This is a genomic window from Monoglobus pectinilyticus, assembly GCF_002874775.1.
GTDB classification, from domain to species: domain Bacteria; phylum Bacillota; class Clostridia; order Monoglobales; family Monoglobaceae; genus Monoglobus; species Monoglobus pectinilyticus.
The window spans coordinates 1,265,953-1,282,856 of sequence record NZ_CP020991.1 but is presented as its reverse complement, the minus strand read 5'-3'; the positions used below and the strand labels follow the sequence as shown (position 1 = coordinate 1,282,856).

Here is a 16,904-nt window from a genome sequence, read left to right as displayed (position 1 = left end):
TTAGGTAAGAAACAAATTTTTGTTTCAAGCTATCAATAAAAAATTTAAACAGCTATATAATAGGAAAATAAAATAAAATTATAGAGTACTGACTAAAATTTTTAATGCAGCCCTAGGGGGATAGATATCTATCCCCCTAATTGTTTCCGTTTAACGATTATATAGACTGTAAAAAACTTTTTAACGTCTTTTATACTATCTTAACCGCATATAAATCCGGCAGCCATGTTGATAAATTTGTAAATGTTAAGGTACCGTTTGTCAGGTCCTGCGGCAGCGTAAATGTTATCTTGCTCAGCTGCAGCTCTTTTTCTGCTCCTGCCGGAGTCAATGTTACAGGGCTTTCTGTTCTCTCTGCTGTTGCCACCACTCCTGAACCGTCTGACAGGCTCATTGTTATTCCTCTGTTATACGCTCCGATAAAGTATACCGTATGGGTTCCGGCTGACAGGTTTATTCCGTCCACATATGGGTCTCCCAAAGTATTTGAAGCATTTGGATTTCCTATAAAATTTTTATATCCTTTTACATATTCATTATCAATCGTCGTTCCATTTGAGCAGAACATATACTGAACCTCTGTTCCGATAAAATCATCACTTATTACAAACGTTCCCGCCTGCTCATTCTGTCTGCCTTTCGAAAAATCTTCAGCTATATAACTCAGCTGTTTCACAAACTTAACCGCATATAAATCCGGCAGCCATGTTGAACTGTTTGTAAATGTTAAAGATCCTTCTGTCAAATCCTGCGGCAGTGTAAATGTTATTGCGCTCAGCCATAATTCCCTGACGCTTCCGTCCTCCGTTATTACAACAGGTGTCTGAGTTCTTGCCTCTGACACCACTGTTCCCGAACCGCTTGCTAGATTCATTGTTATTCCCCTGTTGTTGCTTCCCAGGTAATACATTGTATATGTTCCGGCTGACAGATTCACTCCGCTCACATACGGGTCCCCTTTTGTGCTGCTTGAGCCTGAGTTTCCAATAAAGTCCTTATAACCCTTAACGTACTCATTATCAATTGTTGTCCCGTCAGAACTGAACAAAGCCTGTATGCCCGTTCCTGCATAAGAAGGTTTTAATGTAAACGTTCCGCTCTGCTCGTTTTGTCTTCCATTGGCAAAGTCCTCTGCAATATATGTCACATCACCGGTTACAGGAGCCGGTTCCGGCGTTGGAGTTACAGCCTGCTTAACAAACGCCGTATACATAACCACTCCTGACGGCGGTCCGTTTGTTCCCAGAGTTACCTTATCGCCTTGATTAAAGTTTTTCTGATATATTTTATAGGTCACATCATTTGACGCCTGCAGTATATAGTCGTTAGCTGTCCATCCACTCAGCCACGACGGCAAATTGGATACTCGGGTATCCAACCCTACATACACTGTGACTGCGCTTCCAGCAGTGAACTCGGCTACATCAGACTGAAGATTCTTTGAATCGCACGCTATTCTTATCCATTCAGCGCCTTTGAGATAATTAGATACATTGGTAAAAGTATTGGCTCTGTCGCCGTAGATTACATCACCTGTCTGCAGATTGTACTGGATTGACCAGTCTGCAGCATTTGCGGTATCCTTTACAACCAGTGATTTAATCATATTGCCCTCAAGAGGTTCGCCGCCCCCACCGTTAAAGACTACTGGGTCGCCGGCAAGTTCATTTAGATACATTTCAACATTTGTATAACCGTCAGCTGACAGACTTACCGCACTTCCGTCTCCGGAATCGTTAGGATTGAGCCCATGACTGTTTTCCCAATTGTCAGGCATGCCGTCATGGTCTGAATCTACAGGCGCCGTTCCGCCTTTAAAGTTAGATGAATTTGGATAGCCGCCTGCGTCATTCTGACTGTCTATAATACCTTTCAACCCTTGTTTGCTGCCTTTATAAGTATAGGTTCCTGTTGTAACTTCTTTTATATAGCGTGAATCTATATAATCCCAGCCCTGAGCGTTTGCGCCTACACCGTTTACAACACTGTTATAGGCCTCGTCTGCCGATTGGGTGTTAACATAAGATTCAAAGAAAGGCGAGTTGCTTCTTACATCGGAAACAGAAACCTTATTTCCTGATGAATTATTGCCCTTGCCTGCCGTTACCGCTTTTCCTTTGCTCCAGGCGTCGTCGCTTGGATTCAGCAACACGGAGCCGCCGAGAGCAACCATTTTATTACCTGAAACATATGCCTTCTGCATATCATAAGTATTCAGCTCGTTGCCGTCGATTGAGACTATGTGCATATTAGTGTTGCTTTCCGCTCCTGCTTTGTAATAGTTGTTTACGAAGTTAAGTCGTCTTACGCCGCCATCTGTTGTTCTGTCTCTCCAGTTATAAACAACGTTGTTTCTAATATCCACATTGCCGCCGTATGTGAGAGCGTCTTGTTCCATACCTCCTGCCAATGACCAGTTTCTGCCGGTGCAGTTTATAAGCAGATTATGGTGAAAGCTTCCAACATAACCGCTGATTGAAGCCGCAAAAGCATGAGGTTCTGTGTCTGTACGGTCATCACCGTTATAATGCACAGAATCATGCAGTGACTCGCCGATTATATTCCACTGAAAAGTGATATTTTTAGCTGACCTTGAGCTGAATCCCTCGTCTGTTGCCCATGATACTGAAGAATGGTCAATAATACTATAATCGCAGCTGCCTAAACCCATACCGCCTGTTGATTTGCCGTCCATATCCCCGACTCTTACACGGATATTACGAATAATAACGTCTGATGAGCCCATAGCACCAAAATCATAATTTATCAAAGTTATACCGTCTCCCGGCGCTGTCTGACCTGCCACATATACTTCGCCGCCGTCATTCGGAATAACCAGTGCGCTTTTCAGCTGAATAACGCCTCCGACACGGAAGACAACAATACGAGGACCCTTTTCCACCTCAAGAGCCTGACGCAAACTGCCCGAGCCGGAGTCATTGAGATTTGTCACCTCAACAATACGTCCGCCCTGTCCGCCTCTGGCGAAACGGCCGTAACCCTCAGCTGTAGGAAACGCAAGACGGGCTACCTGAAAACTGTACACAGCACCCTTGGTAACTCCGCTGCTTCCGACCTCATCAACTCTCCAATAGTAAGTGTTGAGCGAAGAATAGCTGTCGTCCAAAGCATAATTCGGAGATGTTCTGTTTCCTTTATACTCCGCCGAATTTTTAGTCGCGTTATACACGCTGTTATAATCTGTTCCAATATAAACATCATGACTCTTTGCGCCGGAGCCCGCAGTCCAAGAAAGACCCTTATCTATTTCTAAATGTCTTTCTCCGTCTTTAGGATTCATTCCTGAAATAGACTTAAACGGGTCAGCGCCGTCAATTTCAAACGCATTCAGCACGGCTCCGTTTTTGCTTGTGTCTGTTGGCTGAATTAAAACCGTAACCGTGCCGCCTGAAGCATTAAAGGTCGTAAATGACTTACCCGCATTCTCGTCGTTTGTTACACGAGTGGGGACTGTAACCGTACTTGATTTTGAACCATTCACAGTAACAGTCACCGGACTGCCGTTCGGCCAATTGTCAAAATAACTGTGCCAGGTCGTAAGAGTGTGCGTTCCTGAGGAAAGACCGGAAATTTCAAGCTTAATAGCTCCGCCCTTATCCGCGTCCTTAATCGTCACGCCATCCATTGTAAGAGTTGGGGTCGTACCGTCAGACTTTGTCAAACTCTTATAACTGGCTGACCTAATGCCTGAACCTGTGTTCCCGCCGTTGCTGAGTTTAAATGTAACACCGTTAAAAGCAGCTGTTGGTGCGGTTCCCGATACAATCCAATTGTAAGCATTATTCGTGTAAGAATTCTGCCTGCCGTCATTTGCGTTTAGGTCCACACGAATCCTGCTGCCCGTGCTGAACATCGGTTCCGGAGCGGCGGTATACCCGGTCAGCGTACATAATACCATTGCTGCCGAGAGAGCCGCCGCAAACATTTTGCGGAAAAATTGACTTTTTTTCATGATTGTTCCTCCATTTCTATTAGATTATATAAGCCTGAAGACTTGTCCGCTTACTTGTCGCCAAACCAATATAACCCTTATTTCCGTAAATATATAATTATAATTAAATAATGTCAATGATACGTGTATCATAATATTATATCATTTGCACTTAGTTAATTTTTGCCAATATTTCTGTAATGCGCGGCAGAAATAATCTGTTAAATTTAACAATTATAAAAATCAGGCTACGAACAGTATTTCGGACTTTGCAAACGTTTCTACACTATAAAATAAACGAAATATAAGATTCTAAGCTTATATTAAATATACAAAAATTTGCCATGTAAAAAATAAATTTTAATAAAAAAAGAAGCTGCGCCTATGGCGCAGCCCCAATATTTTAAGGAGAGAGTTTTACACATTTATGCCGCACAATCAGCGCGGACTTTTTATTATTATCATCCTCACGCTGTCCTTGAGCGGTTTAACAGCAGAAGCGGATTTTCTTGGTTCCTTTTGAAACAAACTTTGTAAAAACGATTTTACTGCTGCCATATTATTACTCCTTTCTGGTTCTATCCTTACTCTATGCTATTATTATAACAGGTTAGGTGTACAATAAAACGGACAAGCGTACTTATTTTATTTTTTAAGTTTTCATATATAGTATACATTAATTTATTAGAAAATTCTTGTATTATTAGTTAATTATATGTAAATTTTTTTGGATTATGCTGATTCATTAAACGAATTTCGAAAAATAAATATATTTGTTAATACTTTTGTCTTGTGATTAAAATATGCTTATGATATAATCAAGTATATAGAAAATAATGCTGTTAAGGAGGCTTTGTTATGATAGCTATAGGCAGTGACCACGGAGGCGTGGCGCTTAAAGATACTATAAAAGAATATTTTGACGAAAACGGCATAGAGTACAAAGATTATGGAACTCAAAAAGACGTTCCTGCAGATTACCCTGATATAGCGGAAATTGTATGCGGCGGTATTCTAAACGGCGAGTGCTCTTCAGGAGTATTGGTCTGCGGAACCGGTATAGGAATGAGCATTGCCGCAAACAAAATAGACGGGATAAGAGCGGCTCATGTAACTGACGTGTTTTCAGCAAAAATGGCAAAGGAACACAATGACGCCCAGATAATATGTTTAGGCGAGAGGATAACCGGACCCGGTTTAGCATTGGAAATTGTAAAAGCATATTTTGATTCAAAACACTTAGGCGGACGCCACAGCAGACGTGTAGAAAAAATAATGGCTTTAGAGAAGAAACAGTAAAATACTATTTCCTATAATATTGTTCTCAGAATGTTTTCCCTAATTATTACTCTCGGCATACTGTTTCTCAGAATTTTATTCCCTGATTATTATTTCTTGGAATATTACATCAGCCGCCGGCATATTTTTCTGAATATAAAGTAATTCAGAGGTGCGGATATGAATAAAAGCTTAACAGATTTTCTGCGAACCGCAATGGAGCCTGTCGGTTCCACGATGTATATATGGGGCGGCGGCTGGAACAGCGAGGACAGCGGCGCCGGAAAGGACGCCAAAATAATTGGAGTAAACCCAAATTGGAAAAAATTCTTTATGTCACAAGGCAGCGATTACGATTATAAAGAACACAGATATGAGCATAGAAACGGGCTGGATTGCAGCGGATATGTAGGCTGGGTTATGTATAACTTTTTTGAAGATAAAAACGGCGCAGGCTCAGACTATGTTACAAACGCAAAAAACCAGGGGAAATTATTTGCTGAAATGGGTCTCGGTAAACACTCAAAAGAATTTTCAGAGGTCAAACCCGGCGATATAATGACTTCAAACGACCATGTTTACATAGTAATAGGAGAGTGTACCGACGGAAGCATATTATTTGTTCATTCCAGCCCGCCCGGAGTTCAAATATGCGGAACACCGGCAAAATCAGGGCTTTATTGCAGCTGTGCCGTAGAATTGGCTAAAAAGTACACTCAAAAATGCTTTCCGGAGTGGTATAAAAAATTTTCGAACTGCCGTCGCGGTATGAGTTATTTAACTGACTTTTCAAGATTTCGTTGGTATCCTGAAATAATGCCCGACACTGATGAATTATATTTAAAAACTCCCGGAGAGATATTAGAAATAATTTTGCGCAAAGGATGATACAAAATGATTGAGGTAACACAATCAACAGTGCTTGATTTTGAAATAAAAACAGTATGGGATATAGTAACTTCTCTTGAAAACTACAGCTGGCGCAGCGACCTGAGCAAACTCACGGTTATGAAAGAGGGCGAAAGATTTGTCGAATTTGATAAAAGCGGATACGCCACAACCTTTGAAATAACAGAATTTAAACCATATAAAAGATATGAACTAAACATGGAGAACGGCAATCTATCAGGGCACTGGATAGGAATATTCACCGAAAAAGACGGCGGAAAAACAGAGGTATGTTTTACAGAAGCCGTTGAGCCGAAAAAATCTATGATGAAACTTCTTGCCAAACCATATTTAAAGCGGTTCCAAAAAAAGTATATATCCGATTTGCAAAACGCTTTAGAGACTAAATAAATTAGAATTATATCTAGGGATATCCCAAACATATCTTAAGACTGGCAATAAACCCTTTCAGCAAAATTCTGTTTCATTGCCGCCGAACTCAAAAGGCGGAACGATGATTTTTTACAGTAAAATCAAAGCAAAATTTTGCTGAAAGGAATAAAACACCTAATTTTCGTTACACTCAAGGTATGCTAAACATATCATTTAAACTATCAATAAAGTATGAAGCGTTTAACAATATTCACAAATGCCAATGCTTTTGACAATCTATAGGAGTAAATAGCAGCTTTGCAGTCTCAAGAAGAACAAACAGCGTTTCCTAACCATTTCTCAGTTCAGCAATGGTCATTCGTCTGAGTACGCTTACTTTGTTTTATAACCTTTTTTCTCAAAACCGCTTTTCGCTAGACACAGATACTGTAAAAAGTTATTTTTCCAAATTTATTACACAAAAACAGTGCTCTTTTAATGGCTAAAAGTCTGAGGACAGCGCTGTTTTTGCGTAGTCATAGAGTTTCCTTTGTGTGATTTGCTATCACGGCTTTGCTTTTTTACTGCCCTTTTTGATGTTTTTATAATCATTATGGTTTATTCGAATTATTTACAAACTGTTAATATTTTATAGAAACGCCCAAAATACTTACGCTCCCGCACCTATTTCAGCAGACTATTTATACAAAATTTGCTTATTTAGGAACCAATTATCTTGACATATACCGGGATATGTTGTATACTCTTAACTTGTAATGTTACAATTGTGTTACATTAAGATTACAATTTGAGGGGTGCATAAAGTTTTGAATTATAAATCAACCAGTGTAAAGAAAAGTTTTGCCGCAAAAATACTGAGGTGTTTTCTGCCGCTGACAATAGCGTTAACTGTGCTGTTAAGCTCCGTTTCAGCTTATGCGGTAAGTATATCTGCCCGCGGAGCATTTGTATTGGATTCCGAAACAGGTGAAGCATTATTCGTACATAATCCTGACACACCGATACCGCCGGCAAGCATGACTAAGATTTTATCTTTATATGTAATATACAGTCATTTGGCAGACGGAAGCCTTTCAAAAGACACACAAATACCCGTAGGGCGTGCCCTGGCTAATTATTCAAGAGACCCGGGATATTCAAATGTGTACCTGGATGCCGGTGCCACTTACAGCGTAGACGAACTTTTGGGGGCGATATGTGTTGTTTCAGCAAACGCGGCGGTTATGGCAATCGGTGATTATTTATGCGGAAGCGAAGCGAATTTTGTTGATGAGATGAACAATTGGTTATCAGCGTGGGGCGTTAACGGTTATTTTGTTGACTGCACCGGAGTGTCGAGCAGAAACAAAATATCGCCGAGAGGAATGGCAACAGTAGCCAACAGGCTTATAAGCGACTATCCCGATGTATTAAATTATACGAGTTTGACATTTCTTAACTTCCGTGGTTATACATATTATCCGACAAACAAAATGCTTCCGGGCGGAGCATACGAATATGAGGGTGCGGACGGCTTAAAAACAGGAACGACCTCAGCCGCAGGATGCTGTTTTACCGGAACGGCGGTAAGAAACGGAAAGCGTCTTGTATCGGTTGTAATGGGTGAGAGTTCAACAAACATGCGTTATGTTGACACGATAAAGATGATGGACTACAGCTGGGACTTGCTGTCAAGCAGAGCGGCCAACGGTCAGACATATTTTGACAGCACGCCTAAGGATTACATAGTAGCGACCGACCTGAGATGTTTCATCAACGATTGGGAAATACCGACATTTATTCACTATGGAACAGCTGAAACGAATTATCAGGACTGTGCTGTTGTAATGCTCAGGGATTTAAAAGATTATGGATTTGATGTGAGCTATGATTTAGCCACAGACACCGTCACAATAGTAAACAATGTTGACAAGGATTTGACGGCGGGACCGAATTACGGAGAGCAGTCACAGTATGACGATGAGGAGAAACTGGAGCTCAGCGATTGGGAGCCGGCTAACATACTGCTTAAGAACGGCCCTGACGACCCAGGAGTTTATGCAGAAAGAACCTTTGATATAAACGGAAGCGGAGCTATATCAATAGATGAGCTTTGGCATATGGGAACAGTGGTTTGGAACGAGAAGTACAACATAACAGTAGTGGTTACAAGATATTAATAAAAAAGATAGGAAGAGCAATTCTTCCTATCTTTTTACTATTATAATATTTTTTATAATAGTGTCCATAAAAGCAATATAACTGACCTTGGCACGGACGGTTATATCTATTATAACATTTATTATAATAGTCACTATAAAAGCAATATTACTTATTTCTGTGACAACCGTTAAACGGTTACCTTTTATCTTTAATCAGCAAGCTTGCTTGCGGGTTCAAAGCAGACTCTGAGCCTGTCGAAGAGAGCTTCCTTTAAAGTGTTTTTATTATAGTATCTTTTTCTTCATTTGTCAAGGTAGTTATAAAAAATGTGAATTTATGTAAAGAATTTTTAATTTGACTTTATTCGATATTTCCCATATAATGTTTTTAGCAGGTAAAAGGGAATTGTAGGACGGTTGTCATCTCCATATGCTGTTACTTACAGCAGAAAGGAGGTGTCGCTTATGTGGAAATACTTAATTAAAGTATTTGTATCTATTATAATATTTTTTATAATAGTCACTACAAAAGCAATATGACCGCCCTCGGCATAGGACGGTCATATAATTTATAAACCACTATGACAACCGTTTAACGGTTACCTTTTATCTGCTTTTATTATATTCTCTTTTTCTTTGTTTGTCAAGATTGTTTTTTATTTATAAATTGTTAATTATATATTGAACACTGCGTGTTCAGATGTTGGCTCACCTAACGCGGCGCATAAATGCGCCCTACCGATGTTCACTGAAAAACCTGCTTTTTTGTGTAATAATTAAATAAAACTCAGTTTTTTGATAAGTAAATCAATTGGAACTCGGAGCGTCTTTTTTCACGGTAGAACACAAAGTCAACGGGAAAATTACAGGGCTTTTTTCATCATGAAGCCATGCTTCATGGTGAAATGAGCGGGGGCGAGCGCCCCTTGGAGCCGTAGGCGACCTAAGCGAGCAGTACTTTTTCTTTGGTGAAGCGTTTCTTTTTCTTACGAGAAAAAGAAATGGTTCAAACACCTATTATAAGTAAAATTATAAATATTATATGGGGTCATATACAAAAAAACTAATCTAAACTATCATAGAAATCTTTCAATAGCTTCTTTTCGTCAATCTTTAAAATAATACAGAAACACGCTAATTCATAGTCTGTTACTATTCTATCATTATTCTCTATCTTACTAATCATTTGCTGGTCAATATTAACATTCATAATTTGCATTTTAGTGGCTAACTCACTTTGGGTCAAACCTCCTTCAATTTTTGCAATTTATAATTTAATTTATTAATAATATTTTATACTTAATTAATTGGGTATGGTTTAGAATCATCAGTACGATACAAAATGTAATCAACAGATGTATCATAAAAGTCTGCAATATTTAATATTACTTTTACTGGAATTTTATGTACACCATTTTCATAACGAGAATAAGTGACAGTTTTTAAACCGAATGCGTTTGCAACTTCCTTTTGTGTAAGACCTGCGGAAATACGTAAATCTTTCAGACGTGTTTTCATCATTATTTTTCATCTCCTAATACAATTTTTATAATTAACCTTAATAAACAAAATATTTTATATTATATATTGAACACTGCGTGTTCAGATGTTGGCTCACCTTACGCGGCGCATAAATGCGCCCTACCGATGTTCACTTAAAAACCTGCTTTTTTGTGTAATAATTTAAACTAAAACTCAGTTTTTTTGATAAGAAATAAATATGAACTCGGAATATCTTTTTTCACGGTAGCACACAAAGTCAACGGGAAAGTTACAGGGCTTTTTCTTTTGTGCGTAGAGCGCAAAAGAAATTAGCGGGGGCGAGCGCCCCTTGGAGCCGTTAGGCGACCTAAGCGAGCAAGCACTTTTTCTTTGGTGAAGCGTTTCTTTTTCTTGCGAGAAAAAGAAATGGTTCAAACACCCTATTATGTAATAATAAAATTTTTTATATGGGGTCATATACATAGTTAAAAATAACTGAATAAAATTACTATTGTATAAAGAATTAATATTTATCATTATCAAATTCACTATCCTCATTAATATATTGAGGAGACGGAAGTTTAATATTAAGCAAATCCCCTGCGCTTATTTCCAACGCATCCGCAATATTAAACAACGTTTCCAAAGCGAACGAACTAATAATATTAGGTGCTTCTATATTGCTTAAATGCGAACGGCTGATAAGAGCCTTTTCCGCAAGTTCTCTCTGTGTCATTCCTTTTGACTTCCTTATTGCCGATATAATTATACCTAATTCAACAAATTTATCCCGATTCTTAAACTGAACTTCTTTATGCATTATTTAAACTCCCTATAAGTAATCTTTAGCTTTTATAAATAGTAACACAAATTTTTTAAAATCTAACGTTACATAAACGTACGCATAAAATTTTTTTAGCAATAAAGAAAAAAATCAATTTTACTTAAAATTTTTTCAAAAAATTTTGATAAAATACTTGACAAATCCCGATTAAAGATATATAATGTACAAGTTCTGTCGGGGTGTGGCGCAGTTTGGTAGCGCACTTGGTTTGGGACCAAGGGGCCGCAGGTTCGAATCCTGTCACCCCGACCATAAGGAAACGCTGTGGATTACGAGAGGTGCGTGGTCTGCGGCGTTTTTATTTTGCCCAAAATTATCTTACCTTTTCTTTATCCTAATTTTCCATAAATTTTATAAAAATATAGTTGTTAAATCATTGACAATATACCGTGTTTCCTTTATAATCAAGGTATATGAAACAGAGCGGATTTTTGCCGGCTCTATATTTTTGGCGATAATTATTTTCGGAATATTATCCGCCCGAAAGGAGTACATAATGGATATCAAAGTTTGCATAGGAAGCTCCTGCCATCTCCGCGGCTCCTACGATATTATTAACCTTATGAAAGACGCCCTCAAAGAAAACGGACTGGATGAAACGGTCGGTATGTCCGCTGCATTCTGCCTCGGCCACTGCGGCGACGGGGTCAGCATCAAGGTTGACGACCAGGTTATCAGCGGAGTGACCAAAGAAAACTTTAACGAGATTTTTTCCAGATATGTTTTAAACACAGTTAACTAAGGATGTGTAATCATGCAAAAAAATTGTATACAGCTTGAAAAATCAAACTGTAAAAATTGTTATAAATGCGTTAGATTCTGTCCGATGAAGTCAATAAAGGTCGTGGAAGGGCACGCCGAGATTATTCCCAATGAATGTATTCTCTGCGGACGGTGTTATGTTAACTGCCCTCAGAACGCCAAAAGACTTCGAGAAGATACTCCGTCCGCAAAAGGGTTTATCGACAGAGGCGATGAAGTATACGCCTCAGTCGCGCCGTCATATATAGCAAATTATAAGGGCATTAACATAGAGATAATGAGAAGCGCATTAAAAAAACTCGGCTTTAAAGACGCTGGGGAAACCGCTGTAGGTGCAACCATTGTCAAGAGAGAATATGAAAAGCTTATAGAAAACAGAAAGCAGAGCGTTATAATCTCCTCGTGCTGCCACAGCGTTAACACTCTTATACAAAAGCACTATCCCGATGTTCTGCCATACCTAGCTAACGTTATATCACCGATGCAGGCGCACGGACAGCTTATTAAAAATCAGCATCCAGGCGCAAAAGTGGTTTTTATCGGCCCTTGTATTTCTAAAAAGGATGAGGTTGATAAATACCCTGACTATGTGGACTGCGCCCTGACTTTTGACGAGCTTAACGACTGGATGGCTGAAAGCGGAGTTGAGTTCGACTTTTCACAAGAAGACTTGACCGGGGGCGGACGCGCGCGCTGGTTCCCCACCAGGGGCGGAATTATTGAAAGCATGGATATAGACGATGATTTTTCATATTTCAGCGTTGACGGAATAGAAGACTGCATGAACGCGCTTGAGGATATACGCGACGGTAATATTGAGAACTGCTTTGTTGAAATGAGCGCCTGTGACAGCAGCTGTATAGGCGGACCGGTTATGAAACATGACAACATTTTCCATGTCAGCAGTTGTCTCACTATCGGAAAGACTGCCGGCAGAACAGATTTTGATGTTAAGCAGCCCGAGAACGGAATCAAGAAAGTGTTTGACGCGGAATACATAAAAAAAGTAATGCCGGGAAGTTCTGCTATTGAGGAAATTCTGCACCAAATGGGAAAGAAAACAAAAGAGCAGGAACTTAACTGCGGCAGCTGCGGTTACCCCACCTGCCGTGAAAAGGCCGTAGCCGTGCTGAACGGCAAGGCTGACATGAATATGTGTCTGCCATTTTTGAAGGAAAAGGCCGAGTCTTTCTCAGACACCATAATCAACAATACGCCGAACGGCATTGTTGTTTTAAATGACAGTTTAGAGATACAGCAGATAAACAAATCAGCGTTAGAAATAATGAATATAAAAAACGCAAATGATATTATGGGCGAGCCTGTTGTAAGGATACTGAATCCGACAGATTATATGATAGCAATGACTGAAAACAAAAAGGATTCTGAACCCAAACGGAAATATCTGAGCGAGTACAAAAAATACGTTGACGAGACTATAATATATGACCCTGAATATAACATTATAATGAGCATAATGAAGGATGTTACAGAAGAGGAGATTATGAGGGAGAAAAAGGCCGAGCAAAGCATGAGCGCCATTGAAATTACTGATAAGGTTGTTGAAAAACAGATGCGAGTCGCTCAGGAAATAGCCTCTCTCCTCGGCGAGACTACCGCCGAAACCAAAATCGCTTTAACCAAGCTTAAGGAGACTTTGAATAAAGATGAATGATTTATTTGCCGATGTCGGCTATGTCAGCCTTAACCATGTTGGAGAGGAACTTTGCGGCGATATGGTTGAAATCGTGCGCCATGAGGACGAGTTGATTGTGGTGCTCGCAGACGGTTTGGGCAGCGGAGTAAAGGCCAATATTCTCTCAACGCTTACCTCTAAAATAATCTCCACCATGATGGCGGAGAATATGAGTATTGATGAATGTGTTTCGACCGTTGCCGCTACACTGCCTGTCTGCAAAAAACGCGGCGTGGCCTATTCGACCTTTACTATTATGAGGTTCACCGGGAACACTGAAGCCGAGATAATCCAATTTGACAATCCGCTTGTTATACTGCTCAGAAAAGGGAAGAACTGCGAATATCCCATGACTGAAAGGATTATTGAGGGGAAAAAGATTTATGAGACTAAAATACCCGTTGAGCTTGACGACGTTTTTATAATGATGAGCGACGGTGCAATATACGCCGGGGTTGAGCGCGTCTTAAACTATGGCTGGCAGAGGGAAAACATCATAGCCTATGTTGAGGCGAACTACAACTACAAGCAGACCGCAAAGATTATAGCTTCCGAAATAGCGGACGAATGCAACCGTCTTTACGCTTCAGAGCCAGGAGACGACACAACTGTTGCCGCAGTTCAGATTCGGAAGCGCAAGACCTGCAACCTTTTGTTCGGACCTCCGGAGCACCCGGAAGACGACAATAAGGTGATGGCTCTGTTCTTCTCAAAACAGGGGCGTCATGTGGTATGCGGCGGCACGACCTCTAAAATTACGGCCCGATATTTGGGTAAAGAAATAGTGGCCGCTCCTGACTACAGCGATCCTTCTATTCCACCGACAGCCTCAATCGAGGGTGTGGACTTAGTGACTGAAGGGGTTATAACGATAGCCAGGGTTTTGGATTACGCAAAAAATTATCTTGAAGACAATTCCCTATTTGAAAAGTGGGGAAAACAAAAGGACGGAGCGAGTGAAATAGCCCGGCTCCTGTTTAAAGAAGCAACCGACATAAACCTGTTTGTCGGCAAGGCTCAGAACGACGCCCATCAGGACGCGAATTTAAATATTTCTTTCAGCATAAAACTTAAAATAGTCGACGAACTGAGACAATGTTTAGAAGACATGGGAAAAACCGTGACTGTTAATTATTTTTAGATATATAGATTTATTATCCGGCTAAAATCAGTATCAGCCGAGTAAAAACGGGAGGATTATATATGAACAACCAAAACAAACCTATACTCAAAAAATTTGATACTAAGGTTCAATACTTAAAATATAAGGTTCTTCGAGAGGTGGCAAGACATACATATGACGACGACAACCTAGTCACCAGCTTTAACGACATAGCCAAAACTATTGTAAAGGACAAAGCCACAATGCGCTGCTGTATTTACAAGGAAAGAGCTATAGTGGGCGAGAGAATCGGTATGGCCGGAGGCGGACATAAAAATGTTGACAACATAATTGAGGTTCTGGACATTGCCTGCGACGAGTGTCCTGTTGCCGGCTACGAAGTTACACACATGTGCCGCGGCTGTTTGGCTCATAGGTGCGAGGACGTGTGCAAACGCGGAGCTATCACCTTTGACGAAAATCAGAAAGCGCATATCGACAAAGACAAATGTGTGCAGTGCGGAATGTGCGCTAAAGTTTGCCCGTACAGCGCTATTATACACACCGAAAGACCATGCGTTAAAGCCTGCAAGGTTAAGGCAATAAGCATGAACGAAGATCACGCCGCTGTTATTGACGACAGCAAATGTATCAACTGCGGAGCCTGCGTATATCAATGTCCATGGGGCGCGATAACTGACAAATCCTACATAGTTGAAGTTGTGGAGATGCTGAAAAAATACGCCAACGACGACAAGGTAAAGCTTTATGCGGTTGTGGCCCCTTCTATTTCGGGTCAGTTCTCATATGCTAATATTAAGCTTGGTCAAGTGGTTACCGGAATCAAGAGGCTGGGCTTCCATAATGTTGTAGAAGCAGCTTTGGGCGCTGATATGGTAGCTTATGATGAAGCTAAAGAATTAGCGGAGAAGGGATTTTTAACAAGTTCCTGCTGTCCGGCCTTTGTGGAATTTGTGGAGAAAAACTTCCCGATGCTTAAAGAGAACATTTCACACAATCCGTCGCCTATGGCGGCTATAGCCAAGTATATCAAAAAGAACGACCCTGACTGCAAGGTTGTATTTATTGGCCCATGCACTGCAAAGAAAGCGGAAATCAGAAAAGACGGTATAAAAGAGTATGTTGACAGCGCTCTGACATTCGAAGAACTGCAGGCGTTATTTGACGCGCGTGAGATAGACCTGACTGAACTTGAGGAATCAGAGCTCAACAACGCGTCATACTACGGCAGAATATTTGCCCGCTGCGGCGGTCTTGCCGAGGCCGTTCAGGAAGCACTCAAGGAGCAGGGCAACGGAGACTTTGAACTCCACGCCGTTTCATGCGACGGTATTGACGAATGCCGCACAGCGCTGCTTAAAGCGTCAAAGGGAATAGGAAACATCAACTTTATTGAGGGTATGGCCTGCGTGGGGGGCTGTATCGGCGGAGCTGGCTGTCTGACTCACGGACCTAAGAATAAAACAGAAGTTGACAAATATGGAAAGTTAGCAATGGAAAAGAGCATTACAGACGCTATAAAAAACCTGTAAAATAATGTCTTAAATCTTAATTAAATCTTGACAAAAAACCTTTGATGATATATAATGCAAGAGTAAGAATAAATTTGAATTTTACATAGAGAGGTGACTATAATGGCTTATCAAATCAATGATGACTGCATAAAATGCGGTGTATGTGCTAGCGAATGTCCGGTTTCATGTATCTCTGAAGGCGATGCAAAATATGAAATCAATGCTGACGAATGTATTGACTGCGGTAACTGCGCAAACGTATGTCCGGTTGACGCTCCTCAGGCATAATTAAATAAAATATTGCCAGACTGCCGCTTTAAGCGGCGGTCTTTTTTTACATAAAAAATCTGCCGGCCCCGAAATCCGGAATCGGCAGATTAGTATGATTTAAGCTGATTTTATTATCTAAAAGATTGACCTACATATTGCAGGAAACATATTTTCCGATTTTATCAATAGCGGACTTCTCGTCAACGCCGTCTGTCACAAACTTTATAGTATCTCCGCATTTTGTTCCGATACTGAGCAGAATAAATAGCTTTTTAATATCGGTCGCATGGTCGTTCTTTACGACATACGTGCGGCAATCATGCTCTCCGGCAAGCTTTATCAAGTCAAACGCCGGCTTAGCAGCTAAATCATACTCGTTTGTGATAGTGTACGAAAATTCTTTCATAACTGTCTTCCCTCCTGTACTATCCTGACAGGGTTGCCTGTCTTTCAAACTTGATGATTTTATTTTTTGTATCTCTATTAAACAACCTTTTGATTAAAAAGTCAATCCTAATTCTAGCCAATAATCATTTGTCCGCAAAAAATAATTTTAGCAAT

At 40.4% G+C, this 16,904-nt stretch carries 14 protein-coding genes and 1 tRNA gene; 10 read left to right on the top strand and 5 right to left on the bottom strand.

What is annotated here, in order from left to right; genetic code table 11:
• Positions 1-190: 190 nt before the first annotated feature.
• The gene (locus B9O19_RS05720) at positions 191-3,973 is read right to left on the bottom strand and encodes a pectate lyase family protein (RefSeq protein ID WP_102365506.1); all 3,783 of its coding nucleotides are present in this window, start codon (positions 3,971-3,973) and stop codon (positions 191-193) included.
• An 837-nt stretch (positions 3,974-4,810) separates the two neighbouring features.
• Between B9O19_RS05720 and rpiB the strand changes: the two genes are divergently transcribed.
• The 4 genes from rpiB (at position 4,811) to B9O19_RS05700 (ending at position 8,670) form a co-directional block, all read left to right on the top strand.
• Entirely contained in the window at positions 4,811-5,251 is a 441-nt protein-coding gene (gene rpiB / locus B9O19_RS05715; protein ID WP_102365505.1) for a ribose 5-phosphate isomerase B, read from the top strand.
• A 159-nt stretch (positions 5,252-5,410) separates the two neighbouring features.
• A complete protein-coding gene (locus B9O19_RS05710) occupies positions 5,411-6,118 on the top strand; it encodes a hypothetical protein (protein ID WP_102365504.1) in 708 nt (235 codons plus the stop codon).
• A 6-nt stretch (positions 6,119-6,124) separates the two neighbouring features.
• Positions 6,125-6,529, top strand: a complete 405-nt coding sequence (locus B9O19_RS05705) for an SRPBCC family protein (RefSeq protein ID WP_102365503.1) — start codon at positions 6,125-6,127, stop codon at positions 6,527-6,529.
• A 788-nt stretch (positions 6,530-7,317) separates the two neighbouring features.
• Complete coding sequence (locus B9O19_RS05700) at positions 7,318-8,670, top strand: D-alanyl-D-alanine carboxypeptidase family protein (protein WP_158648924.1); 1,353 nt, start codon at positions 7,318-7,320, stop codon at positions 8,668-8,670.
• Positions 8,671-9,715: 1,045 nt separating this feature from the next.
• Here B9O19_RS05700 and B9O19_RS11650 read toward each other — a convergent pair.
• The 3 genes from B9O19_RS11650 to B9O19_RS05690 all read right to left on the bottom strand — a co-directional run bounded on the left by B9O19_RS11650 (position 9,716) and on the right by B9O19_RS05690 (position 10,954).
• Complete coding sequence (locus B9O19_RS11650) at positions 9,716-9,898, bottom strand: helix-turn-helix domain-containing protein (RefSeq protein ID WP_245863033.1); 183 nt, start codon at positions 9,896-9,898, stop codon at positions 9,716-9,718.
• Between the two features lie 53 nt (positions 9,899-9,951).
• On the bottom strand, positions 9,952-10,173 hold the full coding sequence (locus B9O19_RS05695; protein WP_102365501.1) for a helix-turn-helix domain-containing protein: 222 nt from the start codon (positions 10,171-10,173) through the stop codon (positions 9,952-9,954).
• Between the two features lie 484 nt (positions 10,174-10,657).
• Positions 10,658-10,954, bottom strand: coding sequence for a helix-turn-helix domain-containing protein (locus B9O19_RS05690; protein WP_102365500.1), 297 nt, complete (start codon positions 10,952-10,954; stop codon positions 10,658-10,660).
• Between the two features lie 199 nt (positions 10,955-11,153).
• On the opposite strand from B9O19_RS05690, the gene B9O19_RS05685 reads away from it, so the two are divergent.
• From B9O19_RS05685 to B9O19_RS05660, 6 genes are all read left to right on the top strand, one after another.
• Positions 11,154-11,230: transfer RNA gene (locus B9O19_RS05685), tRNA-Pro, on the top strand.
• A gap of 244 nt (positions 11,231-11,474) precedes the next feature.
• On the top strand, positions 11,475-11,720 hold the full coding sequence (locus tag B9O19_RS05680) for a (2Fe-2S) ferredoxin domain-containing protein (protein WP_102365499.1): 246 nt from the start codon (positions 11,475-11,477) through the stop codon (positions 11,718-11,720).
• A gap of 12 nt (positions 11,721-11,732) precedes the next feature.
• On the top strand, positions 11,733-13,415 hold the full coding sequence (locus B9O19_RS05675) for a [Fe-Fe] hydrogenase large subunit C-terminal domain-containing protein (RefSeq protein ID WP_102365498.1): 1,683 nt from the start codon (positions 11,733-11,735) through the stop codon (positions 13,413-13,415).
• The gene (locus B9O19_RS05670) at positions 13,408-14,577 is read left to right on the top strand and encodes a SpoIIE family protein phosphatase (RefSeq protein ID WP_102365497.1); all 1,170 of its coding nucleotides are present in this window, start codon (positions 13,408-13,410) and stop codon (positions 14,575-14,577) included. The genes B9O19_RS05675 and B9O19_RS05670 overlap by 8 nt, the downstream gene beginning before the upstream one ends.
• Before the next feature lie 62 nt (positions 14,578-14,639).
• Positions 14,640-16,091 carry a 4Fe-4S dicluster domain-containing protein gene (locus B9O19_RS05665; RefSeq protein ID WP_102365496.1) on the top strand — a complete coding sequence of 484 codons (1,452 nt, stop codon included), beginning with the start codon at positions 14,640-14,642 and terminating at the stop codon, positions 16,089-16,091.
• A 102-nt stretch (positions 16,092-16,193) separates the two neighbouring features.
• Complete coding sequence (locus B9O19_RS05660) at positions 16,194-16,361, top strand: DUF362 domain-containing protein (protein WP_102365495.1); 168 nt, start codon at positions 16,194-16,196, stop codon at positions 16,359-16,361.
• Positions 16,362-16,491: 130 nt separating this feature from the next.
• Here B9O19_RS05660 and B9O19_RS05655 read toward each other — a convergent pair whose 3' ends face one another.
• Entirely contained in the window at positions 16,492-16,749 is a 258-nt protein-coding gene (locus B9O19_RS05655) for an HPr family phosphocarrier protein (protein WP_102365494.1), read from the bottom strand.
• Between the last annotated feature and the right edge of the window lie 155 nt (positions 16,750-16,904).

Excerpts from the sequence above, each read along its gene's own strand:
- B9O19_RS05720 (WP_102365506.1), bottom strand. The coding sequence starts at position 3,973 with ATGAAAAAAAGTCAATTTTTCCGCAAAATGTTTGCGGCGGCTCTCTCG.
- rpiB (WP_102365505.1), top strand. The coding sequence starts at position 4,811 with ATGATAGCTATAGGCAGTGACCACGGAGGCGTGGCGCTTAAAGATACT.
- B9O19_RS05710 (WP_102365504.1), top strand. The coding sequence starts at position 5,411 with ATGAATAAAAGCTTAACAGATTTTCTGCGAACCGCAATGGAGCCTGTC.
- B9O19_RS05705 (WP_102365503.1), top strand. The coding sequence starts at position 6,125 with ATGATTGAGGTAACACAATCAACAGTGCTTGATTTTGAAATAAAAACA.
- B9O19_RS05695 (WP_102365501.1), bottom strand. The coding sequence starts at position 10,173 with ATGATGAAAACACGTCTGAAAGATTTACGTATTTCCGCAGGTCTTACA.
- B9O19_RS05690 (WP_102365500.1), bottom strand. The coding sequence starts at position 10,954 with ATGCATAAAGAAGTTCAGTTTAAGAATCGGGATAAATTTGTTGAATTA.
- B9O19_RS05680 (WP_102365499.1), top strand. The coding sequence starts at position 11,475 with ATGGATATCAAAGTTTGCATAGGAAGCTCCTGCCATCTCCGCGGCTCC.
- B9O19_RS05675 (WP_102365498.1), top strand. The coding sequence starts at position 11,733 with ATGCAAAAAAATTGTATACAGCTTGAAAAATCAAACTGTAAAAATTGT.
- B9O19_RS05670 (WP_102365497.1), top strand. The coding sequence starts at position 13,408 with ATGAATGATTTATTTGCCGATGTCGGCTATGTCAGCCTTAACCATGTT.
- B9O19_RS05665 (WP_102365496.1), top strand. The coding sequence starts at position 14,640 with ATGAACAACCAAAACAAACCTATACTCAAAAAATTTGATACTAAGGTT.
- B9O19_RS05660 (WP_102365495.1), top strand. The coding sequence starts at position 16,194 with ATGGCTTATCAAATCAATGATGACTGCATAAAATGCGGTGTATGTGCT.
- B9O19_RS05655 (WP_102365494.1), bottom strand. The coding sequence starts at position 16,749 with ATGAAAGAATTTTCGTACACTATCACAAACGAGTATGATTTAGCTGCT.